This is a genomic window from Brevundimonas sp. S1H14, assembly GCF_047716865.1.
Classification (GTDB): Bacteria; Pseudomonadota; Alphaproteobacteria; order Caulobacterales; family Caulobacteraceae; genus Brevundimonas; species Brevundimonas naejangsanensis.
The window spans coordinates 2,857,218-2,883,285 of record NZ_CP136679.1; the positions used below are offsets into that span (position 1 = coordinate 2,857,218).

The 26,068-nt window shown below is 68.5% G+C and carries 27 protein-coding genes and 1 pseudogene; 12 read left to right on the top strand and 16 right to left on the bottom strand.

The window, feature by feature from the left end:
• Window positions 1–11 precede the first annotated feature (11 nt).
• A complete protein-coding gene (locus RSD66_RS13870; RefSeq protein WP_415288346.1) occupies window positions 12–1,454 on the top strand; it encodes an aldehyde dehydrogenase family protein in 1,443 nt (480 codons plus the stop codon).
• A gap of 42 nt (window positions 1,455–1,496) precedes the next feature.
• Here the strand turns inward: RSD66_RS13870 and gloB are convergent, their stop codons facing one another.
• Window positions 1,497–2,228: a hydroxyacylglutathione hydrolase gene (gene gloB, locus RSD66_RS13875; RefSeq protein ID WP_415288347.1), complete on the bottom strand. Its 732-nt coding sequence runs from the start codon at window positions 2,226–2,228 to the stop codon at window positions 1,497–1,499.
• 132 nt (window positions 2,229–2,360) lie between these two features.
• Between gloB and RSD66_RS13880 the strand changes: the two genes are divergently transcribed.
• From RSD66_RS13880 to RSD66_RS13900, 5 genes are all read left to right on the top strand, one after another.
• Window positions 2,361–3,131 carry a methyltransferase domain-containing protein gene (locus tag RSD66_RS13880; protein WP_415288348.1) on the top strand — a complete coding sequence of 257 codons (771 nt, stop codon included), beginning with the start codon at window positions 2,361–2,363 and terminating at the stop codon, window positions 3,129–3,131.
• Window positions 3,132–3,141: 10 nt separating this feature from the next.
• On the top strand, window positions 3,142–3,633 hold the full coding sequence (locus tag RSD66_RS13885; RefSeq protein ID WP_415288349.1) for a SixA phosphatase family protein: 492 nt from the start codon (window positions 3,142–3,144) through the stop codon (window positions 3,631–3,633).
• A 3-nt stretch (window positions 3,634–3,636) separates the two neighbouring features.
• Window positions 3,637–3,990, top strand: a complete 354-nt coding sequence (locus RSD66_RS13890) for a DUF952 domain-containing protein (protein ID WP_024354622.1) — start codon at window positions 3,637–3,639, stop codon at window positions 3,988–3,990.
• Window positions 3,991–4,004: 14 nt separating this feature from the next.
• On the top strand, window positions 4,005–5,042 hold the full coding sequence (locus RSD66_RS13895) for a quinone-dependent dihydroorotate dehydrogenase (protein WP_415288350.1): 1,038 nt from the start codon (window positions 4,005–4,007) through the stop codon (window positions 5,040–5,042).
• A 64-nt stretch (window positions 5,043–5,106) separates the two neighbouring features.
• Entirely contained in the window at window positions 5,107–7,011 is a 1,905-nt protein-coding gene (locus RSD66_RS13900) for an ATP-binding protein (RefSeq protein ID WP_415288351.1), read from the top strand.
• Here RSD66_RS13900 and RSD66_RS13905 read toward each other — a convergent pair.
• Together RSD66_RS13905 and RSD66_RS13910 are read right to left on the bottom strand one after the other, a co-directional pair.
• Window positions 7,008–7,427, bottom strand: coding sequence for a very short patch repair endonuclease (locus RSD66_RS13905; RefSeq protein ID WP_415288352.1), 420 nt, complete (start codon window positions 7,425–7,427; stop codon window positions 7,008–7,010). The genes RSD66_RS13900 and RSD66_RS13905 overlap by 4 nt on opposite strands.
• Window positions 7,428–7,481: 54 nt before the next feature.
• Complete coding sequence (locus RSD66_RS13910; RefSeq protein WP_119413407.1) at window positions 7,482–7,970, bottom strand: peroxiredoxin; 489 nt, start codon at window positions 7,968–7,970, stop codon at window positions 7,482–7,484.
• Window positions 7,971–8,103: 133 nt separating this feature from the next.
• Between RSD66_RS13910 and RSD66_RS13915 the strand changes: the two genes are divergently transcribed.
• Window positions 8,104–8,685 carry a YqgE/AlgH family protein gene (locus RSD66_RS13915; RefSeq protein WP_415288353.1) on the top strand — a complete coding sequence of 194 codons (582 nt, stop codon included), beginning with the start codon at window positions 8,104–8,106 and terminating at the stop codon, window positions 8,683–8,685.
• On the opposite strand, the gene RSD66_RS13920 is transcribed toward RSD66_RS13915, so the two are convergent.
• The 12 genes from RSD66_RS13920 to coxB form a co-directional block, all read right to left on the bottom strand.
• Window positions 8,682–8,903 (bottom strand): hypothetical protein, encoded by a 222-nt coding sequence (locus RSD66_RS13920; RefSeq protein WP_415288354.1) that lies wholly within the window; start codon window positions 8,901–8,903, stop codon window positions 8,682–8,684. The two genes, RSD66_RS13915 and RSD66_RS13920, sit on opposite strands and share 4 nt — an antisense overlap.
• Entirely contained in the window at window positions 8,900–10,567 is a 1,668-nt protein-coding gene (locus RSD66_RS13925; RefSeq protein WP_024354616.1) for a putative bifunctional diguanylate cyclase/phosphodiesterase, read from the bottom strand. The genes RSD66_RS13920 and RSD66_RS13925 overlap by 4 nt, the downstream gene beginning before the upstream one ends.
• Window positions 10,568–10,577: 10 nt before the next feature.
• Entirely contained in the window at window positions 10,578–11,228 is a 651-nt protein-coding gene (locus tag RSD66_RS13930) for a GNAT family N-acetyltransferase (protein WP_415288355.1), read from the bottom strand.
• A gap of 8 nt (window positions 11,229–11,236) precedes the next feature.
• On the bottom strand, window positions 11,237–12,457 hold the full coding sequence (locus tag RSD66_RS13935) for a M16 family metallopeptidase (RefSeq protein WP_415289602.1): 1,221 nt from the start codon (window positions 12,455–12,457) through the stop codon (window positions 11,237–11,239).
• Window positions 12,458–12,522: 65 nt separating this feature from the next.
• A complete protein-coding gene (locus tag RSD66_RS13940; RefSeq protein WP_415288356.1) occupies window positions 12,523–13,233 on the bottom strand; it encodes an SURF1 family protein in 711 nt (236 codons plus the stop codon).
• Window positions 13,230–13,562 carry a DUF983 domain-containing protein gene (locus RSD66_RS13945; protein WP_415288357.1) on the bottom strand — a complete coding sequence of 111 codons (333 nt, stop codon included), beginning with the start codon at window positions 13,560–13,562 and terminating at the stop codon, window positions 13,230–13,232. The genes RSD66_RS13940 and RSD66_RS13945 overlap by 4 nt, the downstream gene beginning before the upstream one ends.
• Window positions 13,563–13,654: 92 nt before the next feature.
• Window positions 13,655–14,533, bottom strand: a complete 879-nt coding sequence (locus RSD66_RS13950) for a cytochrome c oxidase subunit 3 (RefSeq protein WP_024354611.1) — start codon at window positions 14,531–14,533, stop codon at window positions 13,655–13,657.
• Window positions 14,534–14,587: 54 nt separating this feature from the next.
• Window positions 14,588–15,151 carry a cytochrome c oxidase assembly protein gene (locus tag RSD66_RS13955; protein WP_415288358.1) on the bottom strand — a complete coding sequence of 188 codons (564 nt, stop codon included), beginning with the start codon at window positions 15,149–15,151 and terminating at the stop codon, window positions 14,588–14,590.
• The gene (locus tag RSD66_RS13960; protein WP_415288359.1) at window positions 15,148–15,405 is read right to left on the bottom strand and encodes a hypothetical protein; all 258 of its coding nucleotides are present in this window, start codon (window positions 15,403–15,405) and stop codon (window positions 15,148–15,150) included. The genes RSD66_RS13955 and RSD66_RS13960 overlap by 4 nt, the downstream gene beginning before the upstream one ends.
• Before the next feature lie 6 nt (window positions 15,406–15,411).
• Window positions 15,412–16,389 (bottom strand): heme o synthase, encoded by a 978-nt coding sequence (gene cyoE / locus RSD66_RS13965; RefSeq protein ID WP_119413401.1) that lies wholly within the window; start codon window positions 16,387–16,389, stop codon window positions 15,412–15,414.
• A 63-nt stretch (window positions 16,390–16,452) separates the two neighbouring features.
• Window positions 16,453–18,099, bottom strand: coding sequence for a cytochrome c oxidase subunit I (gene ctaD, locus RSD66_RS13970; RefSeq protein WP_024354607.1), 1,647 nt, complete (start codon window positions 18,097–18,099; stop codon window positions 16,453–16,455).
• 23 nt (window positions 18,100–18,122) lie between these two features.
• Window positions 18,123–19,082, bottom strand: coding sequence for a cytochrome c oxidase subunit II (coxB, locus tag RSD66_RS13975; protein ID WP_119413400.1), 960 nt, complete (start codon window positions 19,080–19,082; stop codon window positions 18,123–18,125).
• A gap of 275 nt (window positions 19,083–19,357) precedes the next feature.
• Here coxB and RSD66_RS13980 point away from each other — a divergent pair.
• The 4 genes and pseudogenes from RSD66_RS13980 to tldD all read left to right on the top strand — a co-directional run.
• Window positions 19,358–19,681, top strand: a pseudogene (locus RSD66_RS13980) (PadR family transcriptional regulator); the annotation flags it as partial.
• Between the two features lie 104 nt (window positions 19,682–19,785).
• The gene (locus tag RSD66_RS13985) at window positions 19,786–20,352 is read left to right on the top strand and encodes a DUF1700 domain-containing protein (protein WP_024354604.1); all 567 of its coding nucleotides are present in this window, start codon (window positions 19,786–19,788) and stop codon (window positions 20,350–20,352) included.
• Window positions 20,353–20,378: 26 nt separating this feature from the next.
• Window positions 20,379–21,158 carry a GIN domain-containing protein gene (locus RSD66_RS13990; protein WP_415288360.1) on the top strand — a complete coding sequence of 260 codons (780 nt, stop codon included), beginning with the start codon at window positions 20,379–20,381 and terminating at the stop codon, window positions 21,156–21,158.
• 250 nt (window positions 21,159–21,408) lie between these two features.
• Window positions 21,409–22,839 carry a metalloprotease TldD gene (gene tldD, locus RSD66_RS13995; protein WP_415288361.1) on the top strand — a complete coding sequence of 477 codons (1,431 nt, stop codon included), beginning with the start codon at window positions 21,409–21,411 and terminating at the stop codon, window positions 22,837–22,839.
• A 13-nt stretch (window positions 22,840–22,852) separates the two neighbouring features.
• Here the strand turns inward: tldD and RSD66_RS14000 are convergent, their stop codons facing one another.
• Complete coding sequence (locus RSD66_RS14000) at window positions 22,853–23,824, bottom strand: TraB/GumN family protein (protein WP_415288362.1); 972 nt, start codon at window positions 23,822–23,824, stop codon at window positions 22,853–22,855.
• A 142-nt stretch (window positions 23,825–23,966) separates the two neighbouring features.
• On the opposite strand from RSD66_RS14000, the gene RSD66_RS14005 reads away from it, so the two are divergent.
• Window positions 23,967–26,018, top strand: a complete 2,052-nt coding sequence (locus RSD66_RS14005; RefSeq protein WP_415288363.1) for a TonB-dependent receptor plug domain-containing protein — start codon at window positions 23,967–23,969, stop codon at window positions 26,016–26,018.
• Window positions 26,019–26,068: the final 50 nt, after the last annotated feature.

The following is a 26,068-nucleotide window of genomic DNA, read 5'->3' on the forward strand; positions in this document are numbered from 1 at the left end:
GGGATGACCAGATGACCGACACGCTTGAGCTTTCGCACTGGATCGGCGGCGAGAAGGTCGCCGGAACGCGCACGGGCGAGAGCCTGAACCCGTCCGACACGCGCGACGTCGTGGCCCGTACCCCCAAGGGCGGGGCCGCCGAGGTCGATCAGGCGGTCGCCGCCGCCCGCGCCGCCTTCGGCCCCTGGGCCGACGCCTCGCCTGAAGTCCGTTCGGATGTGCTGGATCGCGCCGGAACCCTGCTGATGGAGCGCCGCGAAGCGGTCGGCCGCCTGCTGTCGCGCGAAGAGGGCAAGACCCTGGCCGAGGGCATCGGCGAGACGGCCCGCGCCGCCCGCATCCTGAAGTTCTTCGCGGGCGAGGCCCTGCGCCTGCACGGCCAGAACCTGGCCTCGACCCGGCCCGGCGTGGAAATCCAAACCTACCGCCAGCCGGTCGGCGTGTTCGGCCTGATCACCCCGTGGAACTTCCCCATCGCCATCCCGGCCTGGAAGATCGCCCCCGCCATCGCCTTCGGCAACACCGTGGTCATCAAGCCCGCCGGCCCGACCCCGGCCACGGCCGAGGCCCTGATCGCCATCCTGCATGAGGCGGGCCTGCCCAAGGGCGTGGTCAACATGGTCATCGGCGACGGCGACGTCGGCCGCGCCATCGTCGCCCACCCAGACGTGGACGGCATCAGCTTCACCGGCTCGCAGAAGGTCGGCGCCGGGGTGGCCGAAGGGGCGATGAAACGTCAGGCCCGCGTCCAACTGGAAATGGGCGGCAAGAACCCGCTGATCGTGATGGACGACGCCGATCTGGACCGCGCCGTGAACATCGCCCTGGACGGCAGCTTCTTCGCCACGGGCCAGCGCTGCACCGCCTCCAGCCGCCTGATCGTTCAGGACGGCATCCACGACCGCTTCGTCGCCGCCCTGGCTGAGAAGGTCGCCGCCTTGCGCGTCGGCGACGCTCTTGATCCGTCCACCCAGATGGGCCCGGCCGTGACCGAGGCCCAGCGCGACGTCTCCTACGACTACATCGACATCGCCGCATCCGGCGGCGGCCGCGTCGTGGCGGGCGGCCAGCGCCTCAACCTCGACAAGCCGGGCTGGTACGTCCAGCCGACCCTGATCGTCGACACCCTGGCCGACGCCCGCATCAACAACGAAGAAGTGTTCGGCCCCGTCGCCTCGACCATCCGCGTGGCCGATTTCGAAGAGGCCATGACCATCGCCAACGGCGTCGAGTTCGGCCTGTCCGCGGGCATCGTCACCCAGTCGCTAAAACATGCGCGCGAGTTCCAGCGCCGGGCGCGGGCGGGCATGACCATGGTCAACCTGGCCACTGCCGGGGTCGACTATCACGTCCCGTTCGGCGGCACGAAGAAGTCCAGCTACGGCCCCCGCGAACAGGGCTTCGCCGCCGCCGACTTCTACACCCAGATCAAGACCAGCTACTCGGCCTCTTAAGCGTAAAGCCCTCCCCCTTCGCGGGGGAGGGTTCGCCGGCGACTAGCCTTTGAACCCGTCCTTGGCCGCACGGCGCTGGGCGAAGTCTTCGGCGTCGCGGGCGCGCAGGAAGGGGTTGAAGCGGCGCTCGACCCCGACCGTCGTCGGCACCGTCGCCTCGCCTCGTTCGCGCGCGGAGAAGATGGCCTCGGCATGGGCCTGCAAGGCCGCGTCGGCGTCCGGCAACGACAGGGCGAAGCGGGCGTTCGACGCGGTATATTCATGGGCGCAGTACAGGGTCGTCGCCTCGGGCCAGGCGGCGATGCGGTTGAGGCTCTCCCACATCTGTTGCGGCGTCCCCTCGAACAGCCGCCCGCAGCCCAGGGCGAAGATGACGTCGCCGACGAAGGCCAGACCGTCGTCCGCCGCATGATAGACCACATGGCCCAGCGTATGGCCGGGCGACAGCACCACGTCGAAGGCCGTCTCGCCCAGCCGCACCGCCTCGCCATCGACCAGCACATGGTCCAGCGGCGCCGCGCGGCGCACCTCCTCCGGCCCGGCGATCTCGCAGCCGGTCTCGGCCTGCAGCCGTTCGTTGCCGCCGGTGTGGTCGGCGTGCCAGTGGGTGTTCAGGATCAGGTCCAGCCGCCCCCAGCCCGACGCCTCCAGATCGTTCAGGACCGCCTCGGCGTCCGGCGTGTCGATGGCCGCAACCAGCCCGGTAGCCTCATCGCGGATCAGAAAGCCGTAGTTGTCGGACAGGCAGGGGAACTGGCGGACGGTCAGGGTCATGAGGAGGTCTCCGATCAGGCGGCATCCTAGCAGGCCTATATACAATTTTCCGCTCATCCCGGCGGACGCCGGAATGAGCGGCTTTAAGCAGGAAAGCCGACATCCGCCGCGAAATCCGCCATACTGCCCCCCATGCGCCGCAGCATCGACGAGCTCCGCACCTTCTACGGCGAACCGACCGGGGCGCTGGCGCGGCGCATGCTGGCGCGGCGGCTGGACGACGCCTGGGGCGAGGCGAACGGCTGCGACGTGCTGGGACTGGGCTACGCCACCCCCTGGCTGGACGCCTTCATCGGAGCCCGACGCGTCATCGCCGCCATGCCGGGCGGTCAGGGCGCCGAGCAATGGACGGCGGCCGGGCGCAACCGCACCACCCTGATCGACGAGCGCCGCCTGCCCTTCGCCGCCGGGACCTTCGACCGCATCCTGCTGGTCCACGCCCTGGAAGAGGCGGACGATCCCAAGGCCCTGCTGACCGAGGCGGTGCGCGCCCTGGCGCCGTCGGGCCGCGTCATCCTGGCGGCGGCGGCGCGCGGCGGCCTGTGGGCCCGCGCCGAGGCCACCCCCTTCGGCCACGGCCGCCCCTTCACCCGCGGCCAGCTGGAGCGGCTGGTGCGCGAGGTCGGCCTGGAGCCGGTCGCCTGGTCCCAGGCCCTGTACGTCCCGCCGTGGCGACCGCTGCTGGGTCTGGCCGACGGGCTGGAGCAGGTGGGGCCCAAGCTGTTTCCCGGCGCGGCGGGCCTGATCATGCTGGAGGCCACGCGTCAGGCCTACGCCCGCGTCCGCCCGCGCGGCCTGGCCCAGACGGTGCTGGCCGGACGACCCGCCCTGACTCCCTCGCCCGCCGCCCGCGACCACGCGCCCGCCTCGCACCCTATGGGCGCCGCGCGCAAACAGCCTTAAAGCCAGCCTCATGCAAAGACTGATCCTGATGCGTCACGCCAAGGCCGAAGCCTCGGCGCCCGGCGGCGACGTGGACCGCGCCCTGAGCCCGCGCGGCCTGCGGGACGCCGACGCCGTCGGCCGCGCCCTGGCCGAGCGGGGACTGAAGCCGGACATGGCCCTGGTGTCCGGCGCCCGGCGAACGCGCCAGACCTGGGATCAGGCCAGCGAGCATTTCGGCGACGTCGAACTGCGCGTGTCCGACAACCTCTACAACGCCTCGGCCGACACCCTGCGTCGCGCCGTCGAGGCGTCCGAGGAAGAGGCGGGCTGCCTGCTTCTGATCGCCCATAACCCCGGCATTCACCAGTTGGCGGTCGAATATCTGATCGAGAGCGCCGCCTCCCCGTCGGTGCTGGACAAGATGAGCGGCGGCTTTCCCACCGGGGCGGCGGCTGTCTTCACCGTCGATGTCGCCGGGCGCCCCTCCTATGAGGGCTGGCTGACCCCGGAGGCCCTCTAGGCCATGACCGACCTGCCCCACGTCGCCTTCAAGATCCTGAGCCGCGCCGACTGGCGCGCGACCCTGGCAGAGGGCCGCTATGACGGTTCGGCCGTGGACCTCGCCGACGGCTACATCCACCTGTCGGCCGCCGATCAGCTGGAGGCCACGGCGACCAAGCATTACGCCGGTCAGACCGACCTGATGCTGGTTGAGGTCGATCTGACGGCCCTGGGCGACGCCCTGATCTGGGAGCCATCGCGCGGCGGCGCCCTGTTCCCCCACATCTACGGCCCCCTGCCCGTCGCGGCGACGCGCGGCGCGCGCGCCCTGTCGGTCAGCGCCGACGGCCGCATGATCATCGAAGAGACCGCCTGAGCCAGAACATGAGCATGAGCCTGACCGACCTGGGCGCTGTCCTGCTGCGCCAGATGGACCCCGAAACGGCCCACCGCCTGGCCATCCGCGCCCTGCAGCTGACGCCCCTGCCCGCCCCCAGCGCCGACGACCCGATCCTGAAGACCGTCATCGCGGGGCTGGAGATGTCCAACCCCGTCGGTCTGGCCGCCGGTCTGGACAAGAACGGCGAGGCGCTGGAAGGCCTGTCGCGGCTGGGATTCGGCGCGGTTGAATGCGGCTCGGTCACCCCACGCGCGCAAGCGGGCAACCCGAAACCGCGCCTGTTCCGCCTGTCGGAAGACCGGGCGATCATCAACCGCATGGGCTTCAACAACGAGGGGCTGGAGCTCTTCGCCGCCCGTCTGGCCCGGCGCCCGACCCGCACCGCCATCGGCGCCAACCTGGGCGCCAACAAGGACACTGAGGATAAGGCCGCCGACTATGTCGCGGGGCTGAAGCGGCTGGCGGGACTGGCCGACTATTTCACGATCAATATCTCATCGCCCAACACGCCGGGCCTGCGCGCCCTACAGGGCCGCGAGGCGCTGGACGACCTGCTGAGCCGCATCCATGAGGCCCGCCCCGGCGACGGCGCTCCGGTCTTCCTTAAAATCGCGCCCGATCTGATCGGCGAAGAGATCGGCATGATCGTCGAGGCCTCCATCGCCCACGACATCGACGCCCTGATCGTGTCCAACACCACGCTGGAGCGGCCAGCCTCCCTGCGTTCCGCATTCGCAGGCGAGAGCGGCGGCCTGTCGGGCGCCCCGCTGAAGCCCTTCGCCCAGAAGGCGCTGGAGGCTGCGGCCGAGGCGGCGGACGGGCGCCTGCCGCTGGTCGCGGTGGGCGGAATCGCCAGTGGCGAGGACGCCTTCGCCCGCATTCGGGCCGGCGCCTCGGCGGTCCAGGTCTATTCGGCCCTGATCTATGAAGGGCCGGGCCTGATCGGCCGCATCAAGCGCGACCTGGCCGCCCGCCTGCGCGCCGAAGGCTTCGCCAGCATGGCCGAGGCGACCGCCGCCCGCCGTTGACGGAGCATTAGCAACCCTCGGTCGATGATGAACCAATGGGCCCAGCGCCCGTTTGGAACGTCGTATGTCCGACACTCTCGCCGACGCCCACATCGGGTGGGCGCCCGCCATTCGCCAACGTCGCAAGGCGACGATGCAGCGCCTTGTCACGGGCGGCGCGACGGCGCTTGTCTTCAGCCCCATTCTGGGACTGACGCCCGCCATGGGATGGCTGGCCGTCTATGTCCTGATCCAGGGTGTTGAGGCCTGGCTGGCCGAGCCCGTGCTCCAGGGCCGTCAGGAGACGCCAAAGGGCTGGCGCGGGCTGGCGATGGACGCCGTTCTGGCGCTCAACGCCGGCTGGCTGGGTTTCCTATCCGTGCCCCTATGGCTGATCGGCGGTCCGATGGGCGGTTTCGCCGCCTCCGTTCTTCTTTCAGCAGGCTCGATCAACTCCGTGATCATGTCGGCCGGCAACATGCGTGTGTTCAGCTTCACCGTGCTGCCCCAGCTCGTCTTCATGGCCCTGACGCCCATGTTCATGGCCTTGTGGGGGGCCGAGCGGTCCCTGATCATCGCCGTGGCGATCGGCGTCTTCTGCTACGCCCTGTTCTGCTTCAACACGCGCGCGCGCCTGCGCAACGCCATGCTGGCCGAACGCCACGCCCTGGCCGAAGCCGAACGGGAACGTCGCCAGGTCGAGACCGCCATGACCGAGCGCAGCGCCTTCATGGCCGCCGTCGGTCATGACCTGCGCACGCCCATCAGCGCCATCCTGACCGGCGCCGACTATCTGCGCGCCGCCGCGCCTTCGACCGCCGCGCGACAGCACATCGCCCTGATCGAGGACGCCGGGCTGATGATGAAGGCCCTGCTGGACGACCTGCTCGATCACGCACGGCTGAACGCAGGCCGTATGCACGTCGAGAGCAACGAGTTCGACCTGCGCCTGATGCTGGCCCAGACCGCAAGGCTGTGGCAGGGCCAGGCCCGCGCCCAGGGTCTTCAACTGCGGCTGGAGGGCGCGCGCGAGACGCCCCGCTGGGTGCGCGGCGACGCCATGCGCCTGCGCCAGGTGCTGAACAATCTGATCTCCAACGCCATGAAGTTCACCGAGGTCGGCACGGTGACGCTGAAGGTCCGCAGTTGGATGGACGACGAGGGCGCCTACGCCCTGCTGATCGACGTCGCCGATACGGGGCGCGGCATGAGCCCCGGCCAACTCCAACGTCTTTTCACGCCTTTCGACCAGACCAGGGACGGCGTCGCCGCCCGCTTCGGCGGTTCCGGCCTCGGACTGGCGATCAGCCGCGACCTGATCGAACTGATGGGCGGGCGCCTGACGGTGCGCAGCGAACCCGGCTGCGGCTCCCAGTTCACCGTGGCCCTGAGCCTGCCTCAGGGACGGCGCGATGCGGCTGCCGACGACATCCGCGATGAGCCGATCACCCCGCTGGCCGCGTCCGCCCGCCTCGACCCGCTCGCTCCCCCGCCGGGCGTCGCTCCTGCGGCCCCGCCTTCGCAGCCCCTGGCTTCGCCGCCTGCGTTCGAGGACGCCGCGTTCGATGACGATGCGGCGGACGCCCGGCCTCTGCGTGTTCTGGTCGTCGACGATCACGCTATCAACCGGCGCGCCATCCAGCTGATCCTGCAGGCCTTCGACTGCGAGATCGTCATGGCCGAGAACGGTCTGGCCGCGCTTCAGGCCTGCGAGGGCCAGGTCTTCGACGTCGTTTTCATGGATGTGCGGATGCCGGAACTGGACGGTCGCGAGACCACGCGGCGTCTGCGCAAGGGCGGCGGCCCGAACGCTGGCGTTCCCGTCATCGCCGTAACCGCCGACACCGAGCCGGAAGACATGAGCGCCTGCCTGGCCTCGGGCATGAACGCCTTCGTATCCAAGCCCCTGACCCCGGCCGCCCTGCTGGACGCCCTGTCCCACACTCTGGACGCCGCCCAAGCCGAAGCGGACGCCGAGGCCGCAGCCTAGGCTGTTTCCGGGCGCAGCGCCGTGATCAGGCGCTCTTCCCAACCCGGCTGTCTGAGGTCGCATTCCCACAGGGTCAGGACGCGCCAGCCCGCCGCCGTCAGTTCGTCGGCCACGCGAGCGTCCCGGGTGCGGTTGCGGTCGATCTTCGCGATCCAGTAATCGGCGTTGCCCTTGGGCTGGCGGGCGCCGCGCGGACAGTCGTGGCCGTGCCAGAAACAGCCGTGGACGAAGACGACGGAGCTACGCCCCTTCATCACCACGTCCGGCCGCCCCGGCAGGCCGCAACCGCCCAGACGATAGCCGATCCCGGCGGCCCGCAAGGCGCGTCTGACCTTGATCTCGGGGCCAGTGTCGCGGCTCTTCACGCGCCGCATGACGGCGCTGCGTTGTTCGTGCGTGAAGACGTCGCCCGCCACGGCCTCAACCCCGCGCGCGGCGGGCGAGATGGAGGGGGCGGGCGACGCCGGGGATCACAGCTGGGCCAGAAGGTGCTCGGCCGAGGACACCTTGAACTCGCCGCCCTGCTCGATGTTCAACTGATCGATCACGCCGTCCTTGACCAGCATGGAGTAACGCTGCGAACGCTCGCCCATGCCGAAGCCCTTGGCGTCCAGCGTCAGGCCGACCGCGCGGGTGAAGTCGCCGTTGCCGTCGGCCAGCATGACGATGTCGTCGGCGCCGTTCAGATCATTGGCCTGGGCCCAGGCGCCCATGACGAAGGCGTCGTTGACCGAGACGCAGGCGACGGTGTCCACGCCCTTGGCCGCCAGGTCGGCGCGGTGGTCGACATAACCCGGGAGGTGGCGCGCCGAGCAGGTCGGGGTGAAGGCGCCCGGCACGGCGAACAGGGCGACGGTCTTGCCGCCGAACAGCTCGGCCGTCGTGACCGGCTTGGGGCCCTCGGCGGTCATGGTGGTCAGGGTCGCCTCGGGAATGCGGTCGCCGATCGAAAGGGTCATGTCGGGGTCTCCGGATGTCGGCCCGGACGATCCGGAGCGCGATGAGGTTCAGATAGAGAGCCCCGGCCCGAACGCCAAGCGTCGAGGCGGCGACCGTCTTGCGCACTGCGGCCCGCACACCGATGATAGGGGCATGAAGACCTCCTCCTCCCCGGCGGCCTCCTCTCTGACCGGACGTCTGCTGGTCGCCATGCCCGGCATCGATGACGACCGCTTCCGGCACGCCGTCATCCTGATCTGCGCCCACGACGACGACCACGCCCTTGGCGTGCGGCTGGACCAGCCCGCGCCCGGCGTTTCCCTGGCCGATGTGCTCGAAACGCTGGATACGCCGACCGACGACCGCGTGCGCGGGCGTCATGTCCTGATCGGCGGCCCGGTCGAGCGCGAGCGCGGCTTCGTCCTGCACACCGACGACTGGATCAGCGACGACACCAGCCTCAGCTTCGGCGAGGGGCTGGCCCTGACCGGCACCCGCGACGCCCTCACCGCCATGGCCGACGCCGAAGGCCCGCGCCAGTCGATCCTGCTGCTGGGCTATGCGGGCTGGGGCGAGGGTCAGTTGGAGGAAGAGCTGAACGAAAACGTCTGGCTGACCGCAGAAGCCGACGACGCCCTGATCTTCGATACCGACTACGACACCAAATGGAGCCGCGCCCTGGCGGGCCTCGGCGTCGACGCCGCCCGCCTGTCCAGCCAGAGGGGCCGGGCCTAGTCTTCTTTCGGATACCTGCGGCGCAGATGTCGGATTCGCGCCGCAGCCACAGGCGGCGTCAGGCTGAGGGCGGCCGAAACAAGCGCCAGACCGGCCCCGACGGCGCCGACCACCACCAGATCGTGCGTGAACAGAAGGGCGACGCCAACGCCCAGAACGGCGGGCGCCGCCGCTCCCGTCATGATCAGACGATCCTTCATCGCCGGGTCTATCTTCACGCCGAGCGTCCCTTGATCGGAGCGACGCCGTCGGCGAGGGACTCGTTCAGATAGACCTCGGCCTCCTGCGCCGGCAGGGCGGGCGCATAGCCGAACCCCTGGCCGTAGTGGCAGCCGTCGGCCAGCAGCAGCTGCGCCAGCCCGGCGTTCTCGACCCCCTCGGCCACGACTTCCAGCGCCAGATCGCGGCCCAGGTTGACGACCGATTTGACGATCTTGGCCGAGCCTTCGTCCTTGTCCATCGTCAGCACGAAGTAACGGTCGATCTTCAGGGTGTCGAACGGCAGCTTGGCCAGGTAGGACAGCGACGAGAAGCCCGTGCCGAAATCGTCCAGCGCCAGGCTGGCCCCGGCTTCGCGCAGGGCCTTCAGCACCTCGGCGGCCCGGGCGGTGTCGCGCATGATGTCGCCCTCGGTGACCTCCAGCTTCAGGGCGCCGCGCGGCAGGCCCGTCTCCTTGATGATGCGGGCGACGTCCTCGACCAGATGGGGGCGCTCGATCTCGCCGACCGACAGGTTGACGCTGCAGAACAGCCGCCCCGCGTTCGGATGGCGGGTCAGCCACTCGTCCAGCTGACGCGCCGCCTGGGTCATCATCAGCAGGCCCAGTTCGTTCATCAGGCCCATTTCATCGGCCAGGGTCAGGAACTCGTCCGGCGGCACCAGACCGCGCCGGGGGTGGCGCCAGCGCGCCAGCGCCTCGAACCCGGCCACGGCGCCGGTGTTCAGGTTCACGATCGGCTGGAAGAAGGGTTCGATTTCGCCCCGTACGAGGGCGTTGCGCAGGTCCGCCTCCAGCGCCAGACGCGACAGGCTGTCGCTTTCCAACGCCCGGCCATAGGCCGCAGCCCCGCCGCGCCCGGCCGTCTTGGCCTGTTCGACCGCCAGTTCGGCGCGGCGCAGAAGTTCGGCAGGGTCCGGAGCGTCCGGACCGCCCTCGGCCGTCACCGCGCCGATGGAGACGGTGGGGTAGATGTCGAAACCGGCCATGCGCAGCGGCTGCTCCAGCGCCTCGCGCATCCGTTCGCCCCCGCCGGTTCCCCCGCGCTTCACCAGAACGGCGAACTCGTCCTCGCCGATCCGGGCGGGGGAGCAGTCTTCGGAAAAAGCCGCCGACAACCGCGACCCAAGGGCCGACAACACCAGATCGGCCCGCTCGTGCCCCAGGGCCTCGTTCAGGCGGCGCAGGCGGTCCAGATCGCCGACCACCACCTCATAGTCACCCGGCTGCGCCAGGGTTTCCGCCACGCGGACCAGAAAGGTGCGCCGATCCAGCAATCCGGTCAGCGTATCCCGGTCGGCGCCTGCGAACTTGGTTTCCAGGGCGACGATGCCCGCCGCGCGCAGTCCGTCCTCCAGCCAGACGCCGCGCCACAGACAGGTCTCGCACCCGCGCATCCGCAGGCGCACGGCGATCTCGGTCCCTTCCGCCTGCGGCTTCAGCAGGCGGTCGGCCAGGGCGCGGTCCTGCGGCATGGTCAGGGCGGTGAAGGCCGCGCCCGAACACTGCGGCGCCAGCGGCCCCAGCCCCAGCGGCCGGGTGGCCCCGGTGAAACGGATCTGATCCTCGGCGGGCGTCCATATCCACAGAGCGGCGTCCGCCGCAGCCAAGGCTTCGATGGCCGTGGTGGGATCCCACGTCAACGCTCTGGATCTTGCACTCAAAGCGTACCCGCTAAACTGGCTGAGGAAGGGTCGGCGCGAACTCGGTGTTCAAAACGCCGAACAGAAGATGATCTGCCCAGCGGCCGTTAATTTTCAAATAAGCCCGCGCCAGACCCTCGTGACGAAAGCCCGCCTTTTCCAGCACCCGGCGCGAGGGATAGTTGGTCGGCAAACAGGCCGCCTCGACCCGGTGCAGCTTCAGAGGCCCGAAGGCGTAGGTCAGCATGGCGCGCACGGCCCGCGTGCCGACCCCGCGCCCGGCGTGCGGCTGGCCGACCCAATAGCCCAGCGTCCCTGTCTCGGCGACGCCGCGCCGGATGTTGGACAGGGTGACCGCGCCCAACAGGGCCTCGTCCTCGCCATCAAAGATGAACAGGGGCCAGGCCGTGCCCAGCTCCATTTCGCGCGCATAGACGCCCAGCCGGCGACGAAAGGCGGCCCGGGTCAGGTCGTCCTCGGGCCAGGCAGGCTCCCACGCCTGAAGATAGGCGCGCGACTCCTCGCGCAGGGAGGCCCACGCCATATAGTCAGAGGGGCGCGGCGGGCGCAGCACGACACCCTGCCCGTTCAGGACCGGTCCGGTCGCCTCGGCCATCCAGTCGAACAGGGCCATGAAATCAGGATAGCGCGTCGCGGCCCCGGCGTCAGCCGCCGGTAACAAAGATGACGTCAGCCGCCGGTTGCGGACATGGCGGCGCGGAAGGCGGCGCCCGCCCCGCCCGCTGCGCGCGGCCCCAGTACGGCGCTGGCCGAACGTCCCGCCGCCGCCATTTCCCGCCCCACAGCGCGCAGATCCTCGGCGCCTTGAGCCTCGATGCGGGCCGCCGTCGTCTCGGACGAGACCGGCGCCCCGAACACCAGGGTCTGTCCTGCGTTCCGCCCCGCGCGGCTGGCCGGGCTTTCATCCGCCATCCACAGGCTGGCGTTCAGCACCGCCTTGGCGCGCGCCAGTTCCTGCGGCGTAGGCCCCCGCTCGGCCAGGTCCAGGATTTCGGCGGCGCAGACTTCGGCCAGTTCCGTCGACCGCTCGGCCGCCGCCCCGGCGTAGACGCCCAGCAGGCCCAGATCGTCATAGGTCTCGTGATAGGCGTCGATGGCGTAGGCCAGACCCCGATCCTCGCGTGCGCTCTGGAACAGGCGCGAGGCCATGCCCCCGCCGAGGATTTCGGTGAACAGGCGCAGGGCGGGCAGCCGCTCGTCGCGCGCGCCGATGGTCGGCAGTTGGAACACCAGATTGGCCTGTTCGATCTTGCGCGTCAGCCGCGCCTCGCCGCCGACGAAGACGGCCGGCGGCAGCGCTTCCGTCGGCGTCGCCGTCTGATGGCCGAACCAGGTCTCGGCCAGCGGCAGAAGCTCGTCTTCGTCCACCTCGCCCGAGACGGCCACCACCATGCGGTCGGGCGAATAGAGGCGTCGGCGCCAGTCGCCGATCGTCTCACGCGTGACCGGCGCCAGGCTGGCGATCGAGCCCAGGATCGGCCGCCCCAGCGCCTGCCCCACGAAGGCCCGCGTCTGGGCCATCTCGAAAACATGGTCGTCGGGGGTGTCGAAGGCCTCGGCGATCTCCTGCGCCACCACGTCCTTCTCGCGCTCGATCTCCTCGGGCGCCAGGGTCGGGCGGAACACCAGGTCGGACAGCACCTGCATGGCCAGCGGCAGACTGCCCTTCAGGGCGCGGATGTCGAAACTGGTGCGTTCATAGCCGGTGGCGGCGTTGATCGAGCCGCCCTCGGCCTCGATGCGCTCGACGATCTCGCGCGCCCCCATGTCGCCCGCGCCCTTGAAGACCAGATGCTCCAGCAGGTGCGACCAACCGGACCGGGCTTCGTCCTCCATGCGGGCGCCGCCGTTGACGGCCACGGTCACGGCGATGGTGCGCAGGCCGGGCATGGGGTCGCACACGACGCGCACGCCGTTGGACAGGGTGTGAAGGCGAGCAGTCAGATCGATTGTCCTCAGGAAGAACGGTAACGGCGGACCATCACGGCCGCATAGAAGCCGACCAGCACCGCCGCCAGGCCGAACCAGGTCAGGGCGTAGCCCAGGTGATTGTTGCTGAAGGCGGCGGGCGGCGCCACGGGCCGCAGCGCCGTCAGCTCGGGATTGGCCGAGGTGGTCGCATAGACGGTGTAGGGCGACACCGGCCCGGTCGCCCCCAAAGCCTGCGCCATGGCCGTCCGATCACGGCCGTAGAAGAGCTTGCCCGATGGCGGCGGCGTGAGGGCGTTGGGCTCCGGCGCCCGGCGCACCACGCCCGCGATCACGACAGGCATGGCTGCATCGGCGCGAACCGCGGGTCGGTCAGAGACTTCGTCGGGCACGAAGCCGCGATCGATCAGCACTATCCCGCGCCCCTCGACCGGACAGGCCGAGATCAATCGCACGCCGGCGTCGCCGTCCTCGATGCTCTGAAGCTCGACGAAGGGCGCCGTGTTCAGACCGCGACAGGTTACGATCGCCTGACGGAACTCGGGGTCCTCCAGCGCCAGCGCTTCCGCAAGCGGAACCGGCGCCTGGCGGGCGGCGGCCTCGGACCGGGCGATCAGGTCCAGCTTCCATTGCAGCCGCTGCGCCTGCCAGACGCCCAGCGTCAGCAGCAGGGCCAGCGCCGGCACCGCCACGACGGTCAGCACAAGGGGAAAACGAGGCCGGGCGGCGTCGGTCATCGGGTCTCTCGGGGTGAATCATCGCTGCGCTGACGCAGCATCTGAAGCGCCGTCATCAACCCCTTTCCCGGCCGCATCAAGGCCAGGGCCAGACCCGCCGTCAGCGGCAGCCAGATGATCAGGTGCAGCCAGATCGGCGGGCTGAAGGCGATCTCGACCGCCAGGGCTGAAAACCCGACCAGAAAGCCGGCGATCTGCATGATGAAGGTGGCCGCGCCGTCGCCCGTCTCGACCGCGCCCAGATCAAAGCCGCAGGCCTCGCAGGACGTGCGGCGCTTCAGAAAGCCCTCGAACAGCGGCCCGCGCCCACAGGCGGGACAGCGCCCCATCAGCCCTGTGCGCACAGCGGGCCAGACAAGCAAATCGGCGCGGGACCTGGGGCCCCGCGCCGACGAAAGCTCGACTTGTCCGTTGTGTTCGATCAACCGAAGACGACGTACATGAAGACGAACAGGAACAGCCACACCACGTCGACGAAGTGCCAGTACCAGGCGGCGGCTTCGAGGCCGAAGTGCTTCTGCGGCGACATCTGACCGGCTTGCAGGCGCAGCAGACAGACGGCCAGGAAGATGGTGCCGACCGCGACGTGGAAGCCGTGGAAGCCCGTCGTCATGAAGAAGATCGAACCGTACAGCTTGGCCTGGGCCGCGTCTTCGCTGAAGAACAGGTGGCCGTGCAGGATGTGGTAATACTCATAGGCCTGAACGCCGGTGAACAGCAGGCCCAGCAGGACGGTGATCAGCAGGCCCATCTTGGCGGCCTTGCGGTCGCCGACGATGATGGCGTGGTGCGCCCAGGTCAGGGTCGTGCCCGACAGCAGCAGGATGACCGTGTTCATGAGCGGCAGGCTCCACGGATCCAGCAGTTCTACGCCCGTCGGGGGCCAGGTCTTCCAGGCGGCGGCGGTGTCCATCCAGTTGCCGACCTCCGGGATGATCGCACGCGATTCATTGAAGATCGCCATGTCGAAGAACATCCAGAAAAAGGAGACGAAGAACATCACTTCCGAAGCGATGAACAGCACCATGCCGTAACGCAGGCCGATGCCCACGACGGGGGTGTGGTCGCCCTTGCGGCTTTCCTTCACGACATCCGACCACCACGAGAACATGGTGAACAAGACGCCGGCCAGGCCGACGAAGAACATCCACTTGGTGCCGGCTTCGAGGCCGAACAGCCCCTTCATCCACACGACGGCGCCGACGAACATGACGCAGGCGGAGAAGGAGCCGACCAGCGGCCACGGGCTGGGGTCGACCAGGTGGTAGTCGTGTTGCGGTTTCGCGTGCGCGTCGGCCATTCCTGGAGTCTCTGTAATCAAGGCGAGAATGTTTGAAGAGGGCTATAGCCCCCGCTATCCGGCTTTGCCAACAGCAGAGTCGTTCGCAGCCGCCTGCTGGAAGCCCTTCGTCGGGAAGAAGGTGTAGCTGAGCGTGATCTGACGGACGCCCTTGACCTCAGGGTCGGTCGCCAGTTCCGGGGCCACAAAGTACTGAATGGGGAAGGAACGGGTCTCTCCGGGCCCGATTTCCTGACCTTCGAAGCAGAAACACTGCAGTTTCTGGAAATAAGGCCCCGCCCGCTCGGGCACGACATTATAGGCCGCCGTGGCGTGCAGGGTCTGGTTCGAGGTGTTGGTCACCTCGAAATAGGCCATGCCGGTCTCGCCGATCCGCACCTTCTGGCTCAGCGTTTCGGCGCGGAAGGTCATCGGCAGGTCGCGCACATTGGTGTCGAACCGAATCAGCACCTCCTGATCCAGGATCTGCGTCGGGGCCGCCTCGGCCCTCTTCACCGTGCCGTCGAAGCCCGTCACCTGACAGAAGATGCGATAGAGAGGCACCGCCGCGAAGGCCGCGCCGGTCATCACCAGCACCAGAGCCGCGCACAGAATCGCGACCTTGTTCTGCTTGGTCACGGCTGGGCTGCCTCCGTAGCGACAGGAGCGGCCGGCTGGACCGGGGGCGGCAGGGCCGGATCGGCCCGCTCCAGCGTCGCCAGAGCCTCGGCCTCGGCCGCCTTGCGCGCCTCGTTGTTGGCGCTCATCCGCGACAGGGTGACCAGATAGACCAGGGCGATGAAGCCCAGCAGGCCCAGGGCGATCGCCACATTGCGGCGCTTGCGCGCGCGGACCTGCTCATCGGTCAGTTTGACGTATTTGAGTTGGGACATAAGGGTTTAGCCTCCAACGCCAGGCAGGTGCTCGACCAGCAGGGCTGAGAACAGCGCCATAAGATATAGAATGGAAAAGGCGAACAGGTTGCGAGCCGGTTTGGCCTCGGCCCTGACGTCATACAATGCGGCCTCTCGTCCCACGGCCTCGGCCTTGTCGGGCTGATCGCCGGCGCGCGAGCGATAAAGCCGCAGCGCCAGGCCCAGGAAGGCCACGCCGCCGACGATCGACACCACCAGATAGATCGGCCCGCCCAGTCCCGTCAGCGCCGGGGCGATCGCCACCGGCACGAAGACCAGGGTGTAGAGAAGGATCTGCAGGCGGGTGGACTTGGCGCCGCGCGCCACCGGCATCATCGGAATGCCCGCCTTGGCGTAATCCCCGGCCGAATAGAGGGCCAGGGCCCAGGTGTGCGGCGGCGTCCAGGTGAAGATGATCAGGAACAGCAGCCAGGCCTGCCACGGGGCGTCGCCCGTCACGGCCGCCCAGCCGATCACCGGGGGAAAGGCGCCCGCCGCTCCGCCGATGACGATATTCTGCGGCGTCCGCCGCTTCAGCACCAGGGTGTAGAGCCAGGCATAATAGACGATGGTCAGGGCCAGCAGCCCCCCCGCCAGCCAGTTGGTCGTCATGCCCAACAGCATGACCGAGAAGACCGACAGCACCATGCCGAAGGCGATGGCGTCGTTCTTGCGCACGCGTCCGGCGGCGACCGGACGGCCGCGCGTTCGGCGCATCAGGGCGTCGGTCTCGCCCTCGACGGCCATGTTGAGCGCGCCGGCCGCGCCTGCGCCCACGGCGATGCACAGGATGGCGACAATGGCGTTGATCCAGTCCAGCCGCCCCGGAGCCACGATCAGGCCGGTGACGGCGGTGAACACCACCAGCGACATGACGCGCGGCTTCAGCAGCTGGAAGAAATCTTCCGGCTGGGCGCTGGTGACGAGCGGGGTCTCGCGGGCGGGGTGATCGGTCATGGTCATAAAGAGCAAAGGCCGCCCTTCCGGTTGCGGAAGGGCGGCCTCTCCGGGTCTATCCGATAAGGATCAGTGGTTGTCCGCCTTGACCACCGGCAGTTCGTTGAACTGGTGGTGCGGCGGCGGCGAGGACAGGGTCCACTCCAGCGTGGTGGCGCCTTCGCCCCACGGGTTGGCCTCGGCCTTGCGGCGACGGATGGCCGACTCCAGCAGCATCACCATGAAGACGCCGACGCCGACGATGGTGATGACATAGCCCACCGAGGAAACGTGGTTCCAGTAGGTGAAGGCTTCCGGATAGTCGACGTAACGACGCGGCATGCCCTGCAGGCCCAGGAAGTGCTGCGGGAAGAAGATCAGGTTCACGCCGATGAACATGATCCAGAAGTGCGCCTGGCCCAGGAACTCGTTGTACTTCACCCCGAACATCTTCTCGTACCAGTAGTAGAAGGCGGCGAAGATCGAGAAGATGGCGCCCAGCGACAGCACATAGTGGAAGTGCGCCACGACGTAGTAGGTGTCGTGCAGGCTGTAGTCGATGCCGGCGTTCGACAGGACCACGCCGGTCACGCCGCCGACGGTGAACAGGAAGATGAAGCCCATCGCCCACAGCATGGGCGTCTTGAAGGTGATCGAGCCGCCCCACATGGTGGCGATCCAGCTGAAGATCTTCACGCCCGTGGGCACGGCGATGATCATGGTCGCCGCCACGAAATAGGCGCGCAGGTTCACGCTCATGCCGACCGTATACATGTGGTGCGCCCACACGATGAAGCCGATGAAGCCGATGGCGACCATGGCGTAGGCCATCGCGAGGTAGCCGAAGATCGGCTTCTTCGAGAAGGTCGAGACGATGTGCGAGATCATGCCGAAGCCCGGCAGGATCATGATGTACACTTCGGGGTGGCCGAAGAACCAGAACAGGTGCTGGTACATCACCGGGTCGCCGCCGCCGGCAGGGTCGAAGAACGACGTGCCGAAGTTACGGTCCGACAGCAGCATGGTGATGGCGCCCGCCAGAACCGGCAGCGAGATCAGCAGCAGGAAGGCGGTGATGAGCACGCCCCAGGCGAACAGCGGCATGCGGTGCAGGGTCATGCCCGGCGCGCGCATGTTGAAGATGGTGGTGATGAAGTTGATCGCGCCCAGGATCGACGAGGCGCCCGCGACGTGCAGCGAGAAGATCGCCAGGTCGAACGACGGCCCTGCGTGACCCATGGTCGACAGCGGCGGATAGGAGGTCCAGCCCCCGCCGAACCCGCGCCCCGGCCCGCCGTCGACGAACATCGACAGGATCAGCAGGCAGAAGGCGAAGAAGATCAGCCAGAAGGAGATGTTGTTCAGACGCGGGAAGGCCATGTCCGGCGCCCCGATCATGATCGGGATGAAGTAGTTGCCGAAGCCGCCCATCGTCGCCGGCATGACGACGAAGAACACCATGATCAGGGCGTGCGCCGTGACGGTGGCGTTGTAGCCGTGCTTGGAAGCCTCAACCAGGCCCAGATACTGGACGAAGGTGCCTTCCTTGAAGAGCTGGATGCCCGGCTCCGCCAGTTCCCAGCGGATCAGGCCCGACAGGGCGCCGCCGATGAGGCCGGTGAAGATGGCGAACATCAGGTACAGAAGCCCGATGTCCTTGTGGTTGGTCGACAGGAACCAGCGGGTGAAGAAACCCGGCTTGTGGTCGTGCGGATCGTGAACAGCTGCGGTGGCCATCGGTCTGGGCTCTCGCGTCTCTCTTACTGAGCAGCCGGCGCGGCGGGCGCGGCGGCGGTTGCGGGGGCCGCAGGCGCGGCGTCGGTCGGGGCGGCGGCGTCAGCAGCCGGAGCGGCAGGCGCTTCGGCGACGGCGGGCGCGGCCGCAGCAGCGGCTTCATCAGCCGCCTTGGTCATGGAGCCGCCCTTGGAAGCGACCCATTCGGCGAAGGCCTGCTTGCTGACCACCTTGACGTGGATCGGCATGAAGGCGTGGTCGACGCCGCACAGCTCGGAGCACTGGCCGTAGTAGTCGCCTTCCTTCTCGGCGCGGAACCAGGTCTCGTTCATACGGCCCGGAACAGCGTCGACCTTGATGGCGAAGGCCGGGACGGCGACGGCGTGGATCACGTCCGAAGCGGTGATCAGCAGGCGGACGTTCTCGCCCACCGGCACCACCATCGGCTCATCGGCGGCCAGGCGGTACAGATGCTTGGGCGCCTTGTCCTCCGGCAGCATGTTCGAGATGTACTCGGCCACGCCCTGGTCCGGATATTCATAGCCCCAGTTCCACTGGTTGCCCGTGATCTTCACCGTGACGTCCGCATCCGGATAGTCGTGATAGGCGAACAGCAGACGGAACGAGAACAGGGAGATGCCGACCAGGATCAGCACCGGCACCACGGTCCAGATGATCTCGATAACGGTGTTGTGGCTCCACTTGGCCGGGGTCGGATTGGCGCGCTTGTTGTAGCGGATCGCGATCCACACCAGCAGCACCAGCACCAGAACGCAGATCGCGGTGATGATCGGCATCAGCACGACGTTATGGAAGAAGTGAGCCTCATGCGCCAGCGGCGCGGCGGCCGTCTGCAGGCCCAGGCCCGCCGGAGTCGGCTGACCCAACACATCCTGCGCCATCGCCGGCGCGGCGAAAATGGCGGCAAGGGCGGTCGCGGCGATACCGCCTCCCAACCGCGCCATGGCTCGCATGCCCATCCCCATTCGAGAAGTCCTCATTAACCGTTCAGCAGCAGACGTTTGCGAGCAATTCGCAAGCGTCGCCGGGCCCAGAGGACCTCGGCGTGTCATGGGCCGGTCCTTATCGGCTCGGATCGCCCTTGCCAAGCGATCAAGCGCACCCAGGGCGCCGTCTCGACAAAATGCGGTCGATTAATTCGCTGTCATGTTTGAGCAGCTACCTTGCACCACAAGATACCTTGCGATACCTCTTCGTCATCCAGACAGGGATGCCCAAGAGGGAGGCCCGCAGGGAGACCATGCGAGACACCATCGACGTTCAACTGAAGAAAGGCGTGCTGGGGCTATGCGTCCTGGCGCTGCTCGCCCGGCGCGACAGCTACGCCTATGAGATCGCCAGCCGCCTGTCCGACGCCATCGGCATGGGCGAAGGCACCATCTATCCGCTGATGCGGCGGATGCAGACCGACGGCCTGGTCGAGACCTATCTGGTCGAATCATCCAGCGGCCCATCGCGGAAATATTACCGCCTGACCGATGCGGGGCGCCGCGCCCTGGACGGCCAGACCGGCGAGTGGCGGGCCTTCGCCCGCGCTGTCGAGGCCCTGATCGCGGGCGATGAAGGCGAAGCCGTCATCGTCGCCGAGGCCCCGGCCGAGACGCCCGCCCTGCTTGACCAGAGCGCCCAAACCGAATCGATCGCCCAAGCTGACAGGGGAGAGGACCAATGAACCGCGCGGAATTCCTGGCGCGCCTGCGTCGCGGCCTGGTGGGTCTGCCCGCCGCCGCCGCCAATGAGATCGTCGCCGACTATGAAGCCCACTTCGCCGACGGCGCCGCCGCCGGGCGCAGCGAGGCCGAGGTGGCCGAGGCCCTGGGCGATCCCGATCGCCTGGCCCGCGAACTGAAGGCCGAGGCCGGCGCCCAGCGCTGGCGTCAGGAGCCGTCGGCCTCGTCCGCCGCCGGGGCCGTGTTCGGCATCCTGGGTCTGGGCGCGATCGACATCCTGATCCTGCTGCCGATCGCCCTGCCCGTCTTCGGCACGGTGCTGTCGCTGCTGCTGGGCGGGGTCGGCGTCTTCATCGCCGGCGGCTTCGTCATGGTGGCGGGCGCCTTCACCGGCCTGCCGGGCGGGGCGCTGGCCGCCGCGCTGCTGGGCGTCGGCCTGATGGGTCTGGGCATCTTCATGGTCGGAACCATGGCCCTGCTGACCAAATGGCTGATCGACGCCACCGTCTGGTACGCCCGCCTGCACTACCGCGTCGTCAAACCCGCCCTGGAACCCCAGGCCTGAAGCCAGAGAGTGAGGAGAACACAGTCATGATCCGCAATCTGCTCATCATCTCCGGCGCAGGCCTGATCCTGGCCATCGTCGGCATCGGCGGCGCCTTCGCCGTGGGCGGCCGCGACCTGGCCCGCCACGACTGGACCTGGGTCATTACCGACGACGACGGTCCCGACAGCGGCTTCACCGTCGAGCGCGGCCAGGTGTCGCCCGACGCCACGCGCACCATCGAATGGACCGGCGACGAGCGTCTGGCCATCAACGTCCCCGCCGACGTCGTCTACGACCAGCAGGCCGACGCGCCCGGCATCACCGTCACGGGCGCCGAGACGGTCGTGAACCGCGTCCGCTTCTCCAACGGACGCCTGACGCTGGAGGAAGCCCCGCGCGGCGACCGCAGCTATGTCCGCTGGACCCGCACGGGCATTCGCGGCTGGAGCGAGACCGACGCCCTGAAGATCATCATCAAGGCGCCCTCGGTGAAGACCTTCGACCTGTCCGGCTCGACCGAACTGAAGATCCGCGGTTATGACCAGCCGACGCTGGACCTGACCCTCACCGGCGCGTCCGACGTGCGCGTTCAGGGCCGCACCGGCGCCGTTACGGTCGACGCCTCCGGCGCCAGCGACGCCCGCCTCGACGAACTGATCGTCGAGGACGCCAAGGTCCAGGTCAGCGGCTCGGGCGACGTCCGCGTCGGCCCCAGCGGCAAGGCCGAGGTCGATGTTTCGGGCAGCGGCGAGGTCCGCCTGACCCGCCGCCCCGCCGAACTGCGCCAGTCGGTCAGCGGCACGGGCGACGTGAGACAGGACTGACAAACGCTCACCCTCTCCCGGCGGGAGAGGGTTTGAGCGCACGGCGGCGCAGCCGTCGTTCTGGCGCGAAAGGGTGAGGGGCTTGTCCCGTCCGTCGGCGCAAGCCGCCGCGCGACCTTATCAACCGCGAACCCTCACCCTTTCGCGCCAGAACGATCGCTCCGCTCTCGTGCGCTCAAGCCCTCTCCCAACAGGAGAGGGTTTTTGCTTCCCCCGTGACGCGAGGCCCCGCAGCCCCTATCTAGCCTCCATGAGCACTGTCGCCTCCCCCTCCCCCATCCTCGACGCCGCCGGCGTAGCTCCTGACGAGGCCCTGTCGATCCTGCAGACCGCGCTGTCGGGCGCCGACGATGGGGAACTGTTCCTCGAAAAGACCGAGAGCGAATCCCTGGTCTTCGACGACGGGCGGCTGAAGGGCGCCTCCTATGACGCCGTGGAAGGCTTCGGCCTGCGCGTCGTGGCGGGCGAGACCGCAGGCTACGCCCACGCCAATGAGATTTCCTCCGCCGCCATCCGCCGCGCCGCCGACAGCGCTGCGCTCGCCAAGCGCGGCTATGACGGAACCGCCGCCGAGGCGCCGCGCGACACCAACCAGCGCCTCTATGATCCAGTCGACCCGCTGCTGGCCCCGGCCTTCTCGGACAAGATCGCCCTGCTCGCCGAGATCGACGCCTGGGCCCGCGCCCGCGATCCGCGCGTAGTGCAGGTCTCGGCCTCTCTGGTCGGCGAGCGCCGCGCCATCGATATCCTGCGCGGCGACGGGCGACTGCTCAGCGACCTGCGTCCGCTGGTCCGGTTGAACGTCTCAGTCACCGTCGAGAAGGACGGCAAGCGCGAGAGCGCCTCGTCCGGCGCGGGCGGCCGCGCGGGCTTTGAAGAATGGGTCGCGCCCGAACGCTGGCAGGCCCAGGTGGACGAAGCCCTGCGTCAGGCCCTGGTCAATCTGGAGGCCGTCGACTGCCCGGCGGGCGAGATGGACGTGGTGCTGGGCGCGGGTTGGCCCGGCGTCCTGCTGCACGAAGCCGTGGGGCACGGCTTCGAGGGCGACTTCCACCGCAAGGGTTCGTCGGTCTTTACCGGCATGATGGGCAAGCGGGTCGCCGCGCCGGGCGTGACGGTCGTGGACGACGGCTCCATCGCCGGGCGTCGCGGCTCCCTGTCGTTCGATGACGAAGGCACCCCGACCTCGCGCACCGTGCTGATCGAGGACGGGATCATGGTCGGCCTGATGCACGACCGACTGTCGGCGCGTCAGCTGGGCGCCAAGGCCACCGGCAACGGTCGGCGCCAGTCCTTCGCCCACACGCCCATGCCGCGCATGACCAACACCTTCATGGAAGGCGGCAAGGACAGCCAGGCCGACATGATCGCCAGCACCAAGCGCGGCCTCTACGCCGCCAACTTCGGCGGCGGCCAGGTGGACATCACCAACGGCAAGTTCGTCTTCCAGTGCACCGAGGCCTATCTGATCGAGGACGGCAGGATCACCGCCCCCGTGCGCGGCGCCACCCTGATCGGCGACGGCGCCACGGCCCTGACCCAGATCCAGATGATCGGCGACGACTTCGCCTTCGACCCCGGCGTCGGCACCTGCGGCAAGGCCGGTCAGGGCGTCCCCGTCGGCATCGGCCAGCCAAGCCTCAAGATCGGCGGCCTGACGGTCGGCGGCACGGCGGTCTAGGGGGCGCTCCTGTCTAAGGTGCAGCGGGCTTCCATTCGGGCCCGTCGACCTCAAAACCCTGCGCCTCCAGCAGGTCCAGCACCCCGCCTGGCTCGGCCAGGCGGCGCAGCGGCGCGACCGCCAGCGTCAGGCCCGGCTGGCTGACCGCCTGGGTGACCGCCTCGGTCCATTCCGTGCGCAGTTGCGACCCGATCTGCGGGTCGCCCCATGGCCAGCAGCGATCCACCGCCTGATCCACCGGCGAGGCCAGCACCTCGGCCACCCTCAGCGCTCGCCAGGCCTCGGCGCGCAGACGCAGGGCGTCCGGCCCCAGCTCGGCGGCCGACAGGGCGGCGCGCAGGCATTCGCGGTGCGTCTCAGGCGGGGCGGAAATCAGGCCCTCGATCAGATCGGCGCCGCGCACCACGCCGATCGAACGGATCGGCACACGCGCCTTGCGCGCGGCGCGACGCACGGCGTCGTCGGCGCCGACGGACCGGGCGTCCGTCTCGCCCGCCTTGTTCTTGACCAGATCAATGGCCAGCAGCAACAGGCTGTACCGCCGCCACTGGTCGGTCTTTTCCCCCGTCATCAGGGCCTCGAGCCGCTCCTGATCCTCGGGCGTCAGGTAATCGGCCGTCGTCGTCCCCTCCGGCAGCCAGCCGATAGTGCGGATGCGCCACATCAACCGCAGCACGTCGGCAGGCGAAGCACGGCCCCGTTGAGGGAACAGGATGCGGTCGGCGCGGGCCGCCGCCTCCTCCAGCGCCTGCGGCCGCCATTCGAACCCGCGCGGCGCCTCCTCGATCGCGCCGACCAGAACCATCACCCCTTCGCCGTTGCGCCTGACCGTCCACATCGGCGCGCCCGCCCGCCGCGCAGTGACCACCACCTCGTCCAGACGGGTCGGCGCCTCGTTCTGGTTCTGGGCGGCCAGAACTGAACCCGGCGCGACGGACAGCGCCAGAAAAGTCGACAGGACAATGGGAGCAAGACGAGCTTTCATCCGGTCATTCTAAAGTCTTCAAAAGCCGCCGCACGTGACTATTCCGTAATGATGTCCACGATTTAATCCACCTGTCCCGCTTGTAACTGGAGATCGTAACACGCGCCGTCCACACCTCTGCCGACACCGAGGGAGAGGAAAAATGAACACCAAAAGCGCCCTGCTGGCCACCACCGCCCTGCTGCTGAGCGCCGCCGCGCCGGCCGTCGCCCTGGCCGCCGAGAAGGCCGACGCCCCCGCCCGCCAGACGGCCGTCGCCGGCGATCAGGCCGTGCTGATCTTCACCCCTGACTTCTTCGTCGACGCGCGCCCCAACACGGCGCTGGACATGGTCAACCGGGTGCCCGGTTTCTCGGTCAACGACGGCGACGGAGCGCGCGGCTTTGAGGGCGCGGTCGGCAACGTTCTGATCAACGGCGCGCGCCCGGCTTCCAAGAACGACACCGGCTCCAACGTCCTGGCGCGCACCGTGGCCAGCCAGGTCGAGCGTATCGAACTGATCCGGGGCGGGGCGCCGGGCATCGAGATGCAGGGCTATTCCGTCGTCGCCAACGTCATTCTGAAGAACACGGTCAGCCGCGAGCACATCGCCACCTTCAACGCCAATCTGTTCGAGGGCGGCCAGGACCTGTTCGGCGGCTCCTATCAGTTCACCGAGCGCAAGGGCGACCGCACCTGGGGCGTGACCCTGAGCGACGGCATCTCCATGAGCGACTCCAACGGCGCCGGTCCGCTGCGCCGGGTCGGCCCGAACGGAGAGACCCTGCGCGCCGAGGATTACTACAACGACGGCTACGGCGGCGGGAACTCGATCCGCGGCAACTTCTCCAGTCCTTTCCTGGGCGGCAAGGTCGACCTGACGGCGCGTTATGGGATCAACGACTGGCACAACATCAACCGCCAGACCGCGCCCGGCGTGCTGCGCGAAAGCCTGTATGACGAAGACAGCCACAGCGGCGAGTTCGGCGTCGTCTACACCCGCCCCCTGTCCGAGAAGCTGAAGCTGGAAACCCGCTTCATCCATGAGTTCGGCGACTATGACTCGGCCTCGGTCTCACGCGGCCGGGTGGTTGACGTCCAGAGCCCGGAACAACTGTTCAGTTCTGACGGCAAGTCATCCGAAACCATCCTGCGCGGCCTGGTGCGCTATGAGCGGACCCCGTCGATGGATTTCGAGGCGGGCGGCGAAATCGCCTACAACATGATGCAGCGCGACCAGGCCTATTCCATCGACGGCGTCGAGGAGCCCCTGCCCTCCGCCTCGGTCAAGGTCGAGGAGACGCGCGGCGAACTGTTCGGCAAGGCGACCTGGCGCATCAACCCGAAATGGACGCTGGAAAGCGGCCTGCGGCTGGAATCCTCGACCATCAGCCAGTCCGGCGACGCTGATCAGGAAAAAAGCTTCTTCTTCGCCAAGCCGCGCCTGCTGGCCACCTGGACCCCGGCGGCCAACAACCAGCTGCGCCTGCGGCTGGAGCGCACCGTCGGTCAGCTGGACTTCAGCGACTTCGCCGCCTCGGCCGAGTTCGCCGACGGCAATGTCTTCGGCGGCAATGTGAACCTGCATCCCGAATCGCGCTGGGTCGCCGAACTGACCTATGAGAAGCGCTTCTGGGGCGAAGGCGTCGTCAGCATCGGCCTGCGCCATGACGAGATCACCGACGCCATCGACGTCATCCCCCTGGAAGGCGGTTACGCCGCCGTGGGCAATATCGGCGACGGGACGCTGGACCAGCTGGTGCTGAACGTCACCATTCCGACCGACAAACTGGGCGTCTCGGGCGGCAAGTTCGGCTTCCGCAACACCTGGAACCACACCGAAGTCACCGACCCGACCACCGGCGAGATTCGCCCCATTTCCGGCGTCCGCGCCAGCCAGGCGACCATCACCTTCCAGCAGGACATCACGCGGTGGAAGGTGCAGTGGGGCGGCGCCTGGATTCCCCTGCTGGGCCAGAACAACTATCGGCCGGACCAGATTTCGGGCTGGCGCGGTCACGACTACTATGAGCTGTGGGGCGAGTATAAGCCGACGCCGACCCTGTCGATCCGCGCCCAGATCAACATCTGGGACGACTTCAACGTCCAGCTCACCCAGTTCGCTGATCGCGAGACGCGGCCGATCGCCTTTGTCGAGAACCGCTTCATCGACCCGCGCACCTTCTATCAGATCCGCCTGCGCAAGACTTTCTGAGGAACTGAAACCACGCGCCCCGGAGCCAGCCGGGGCCTTTCCCCGGACAA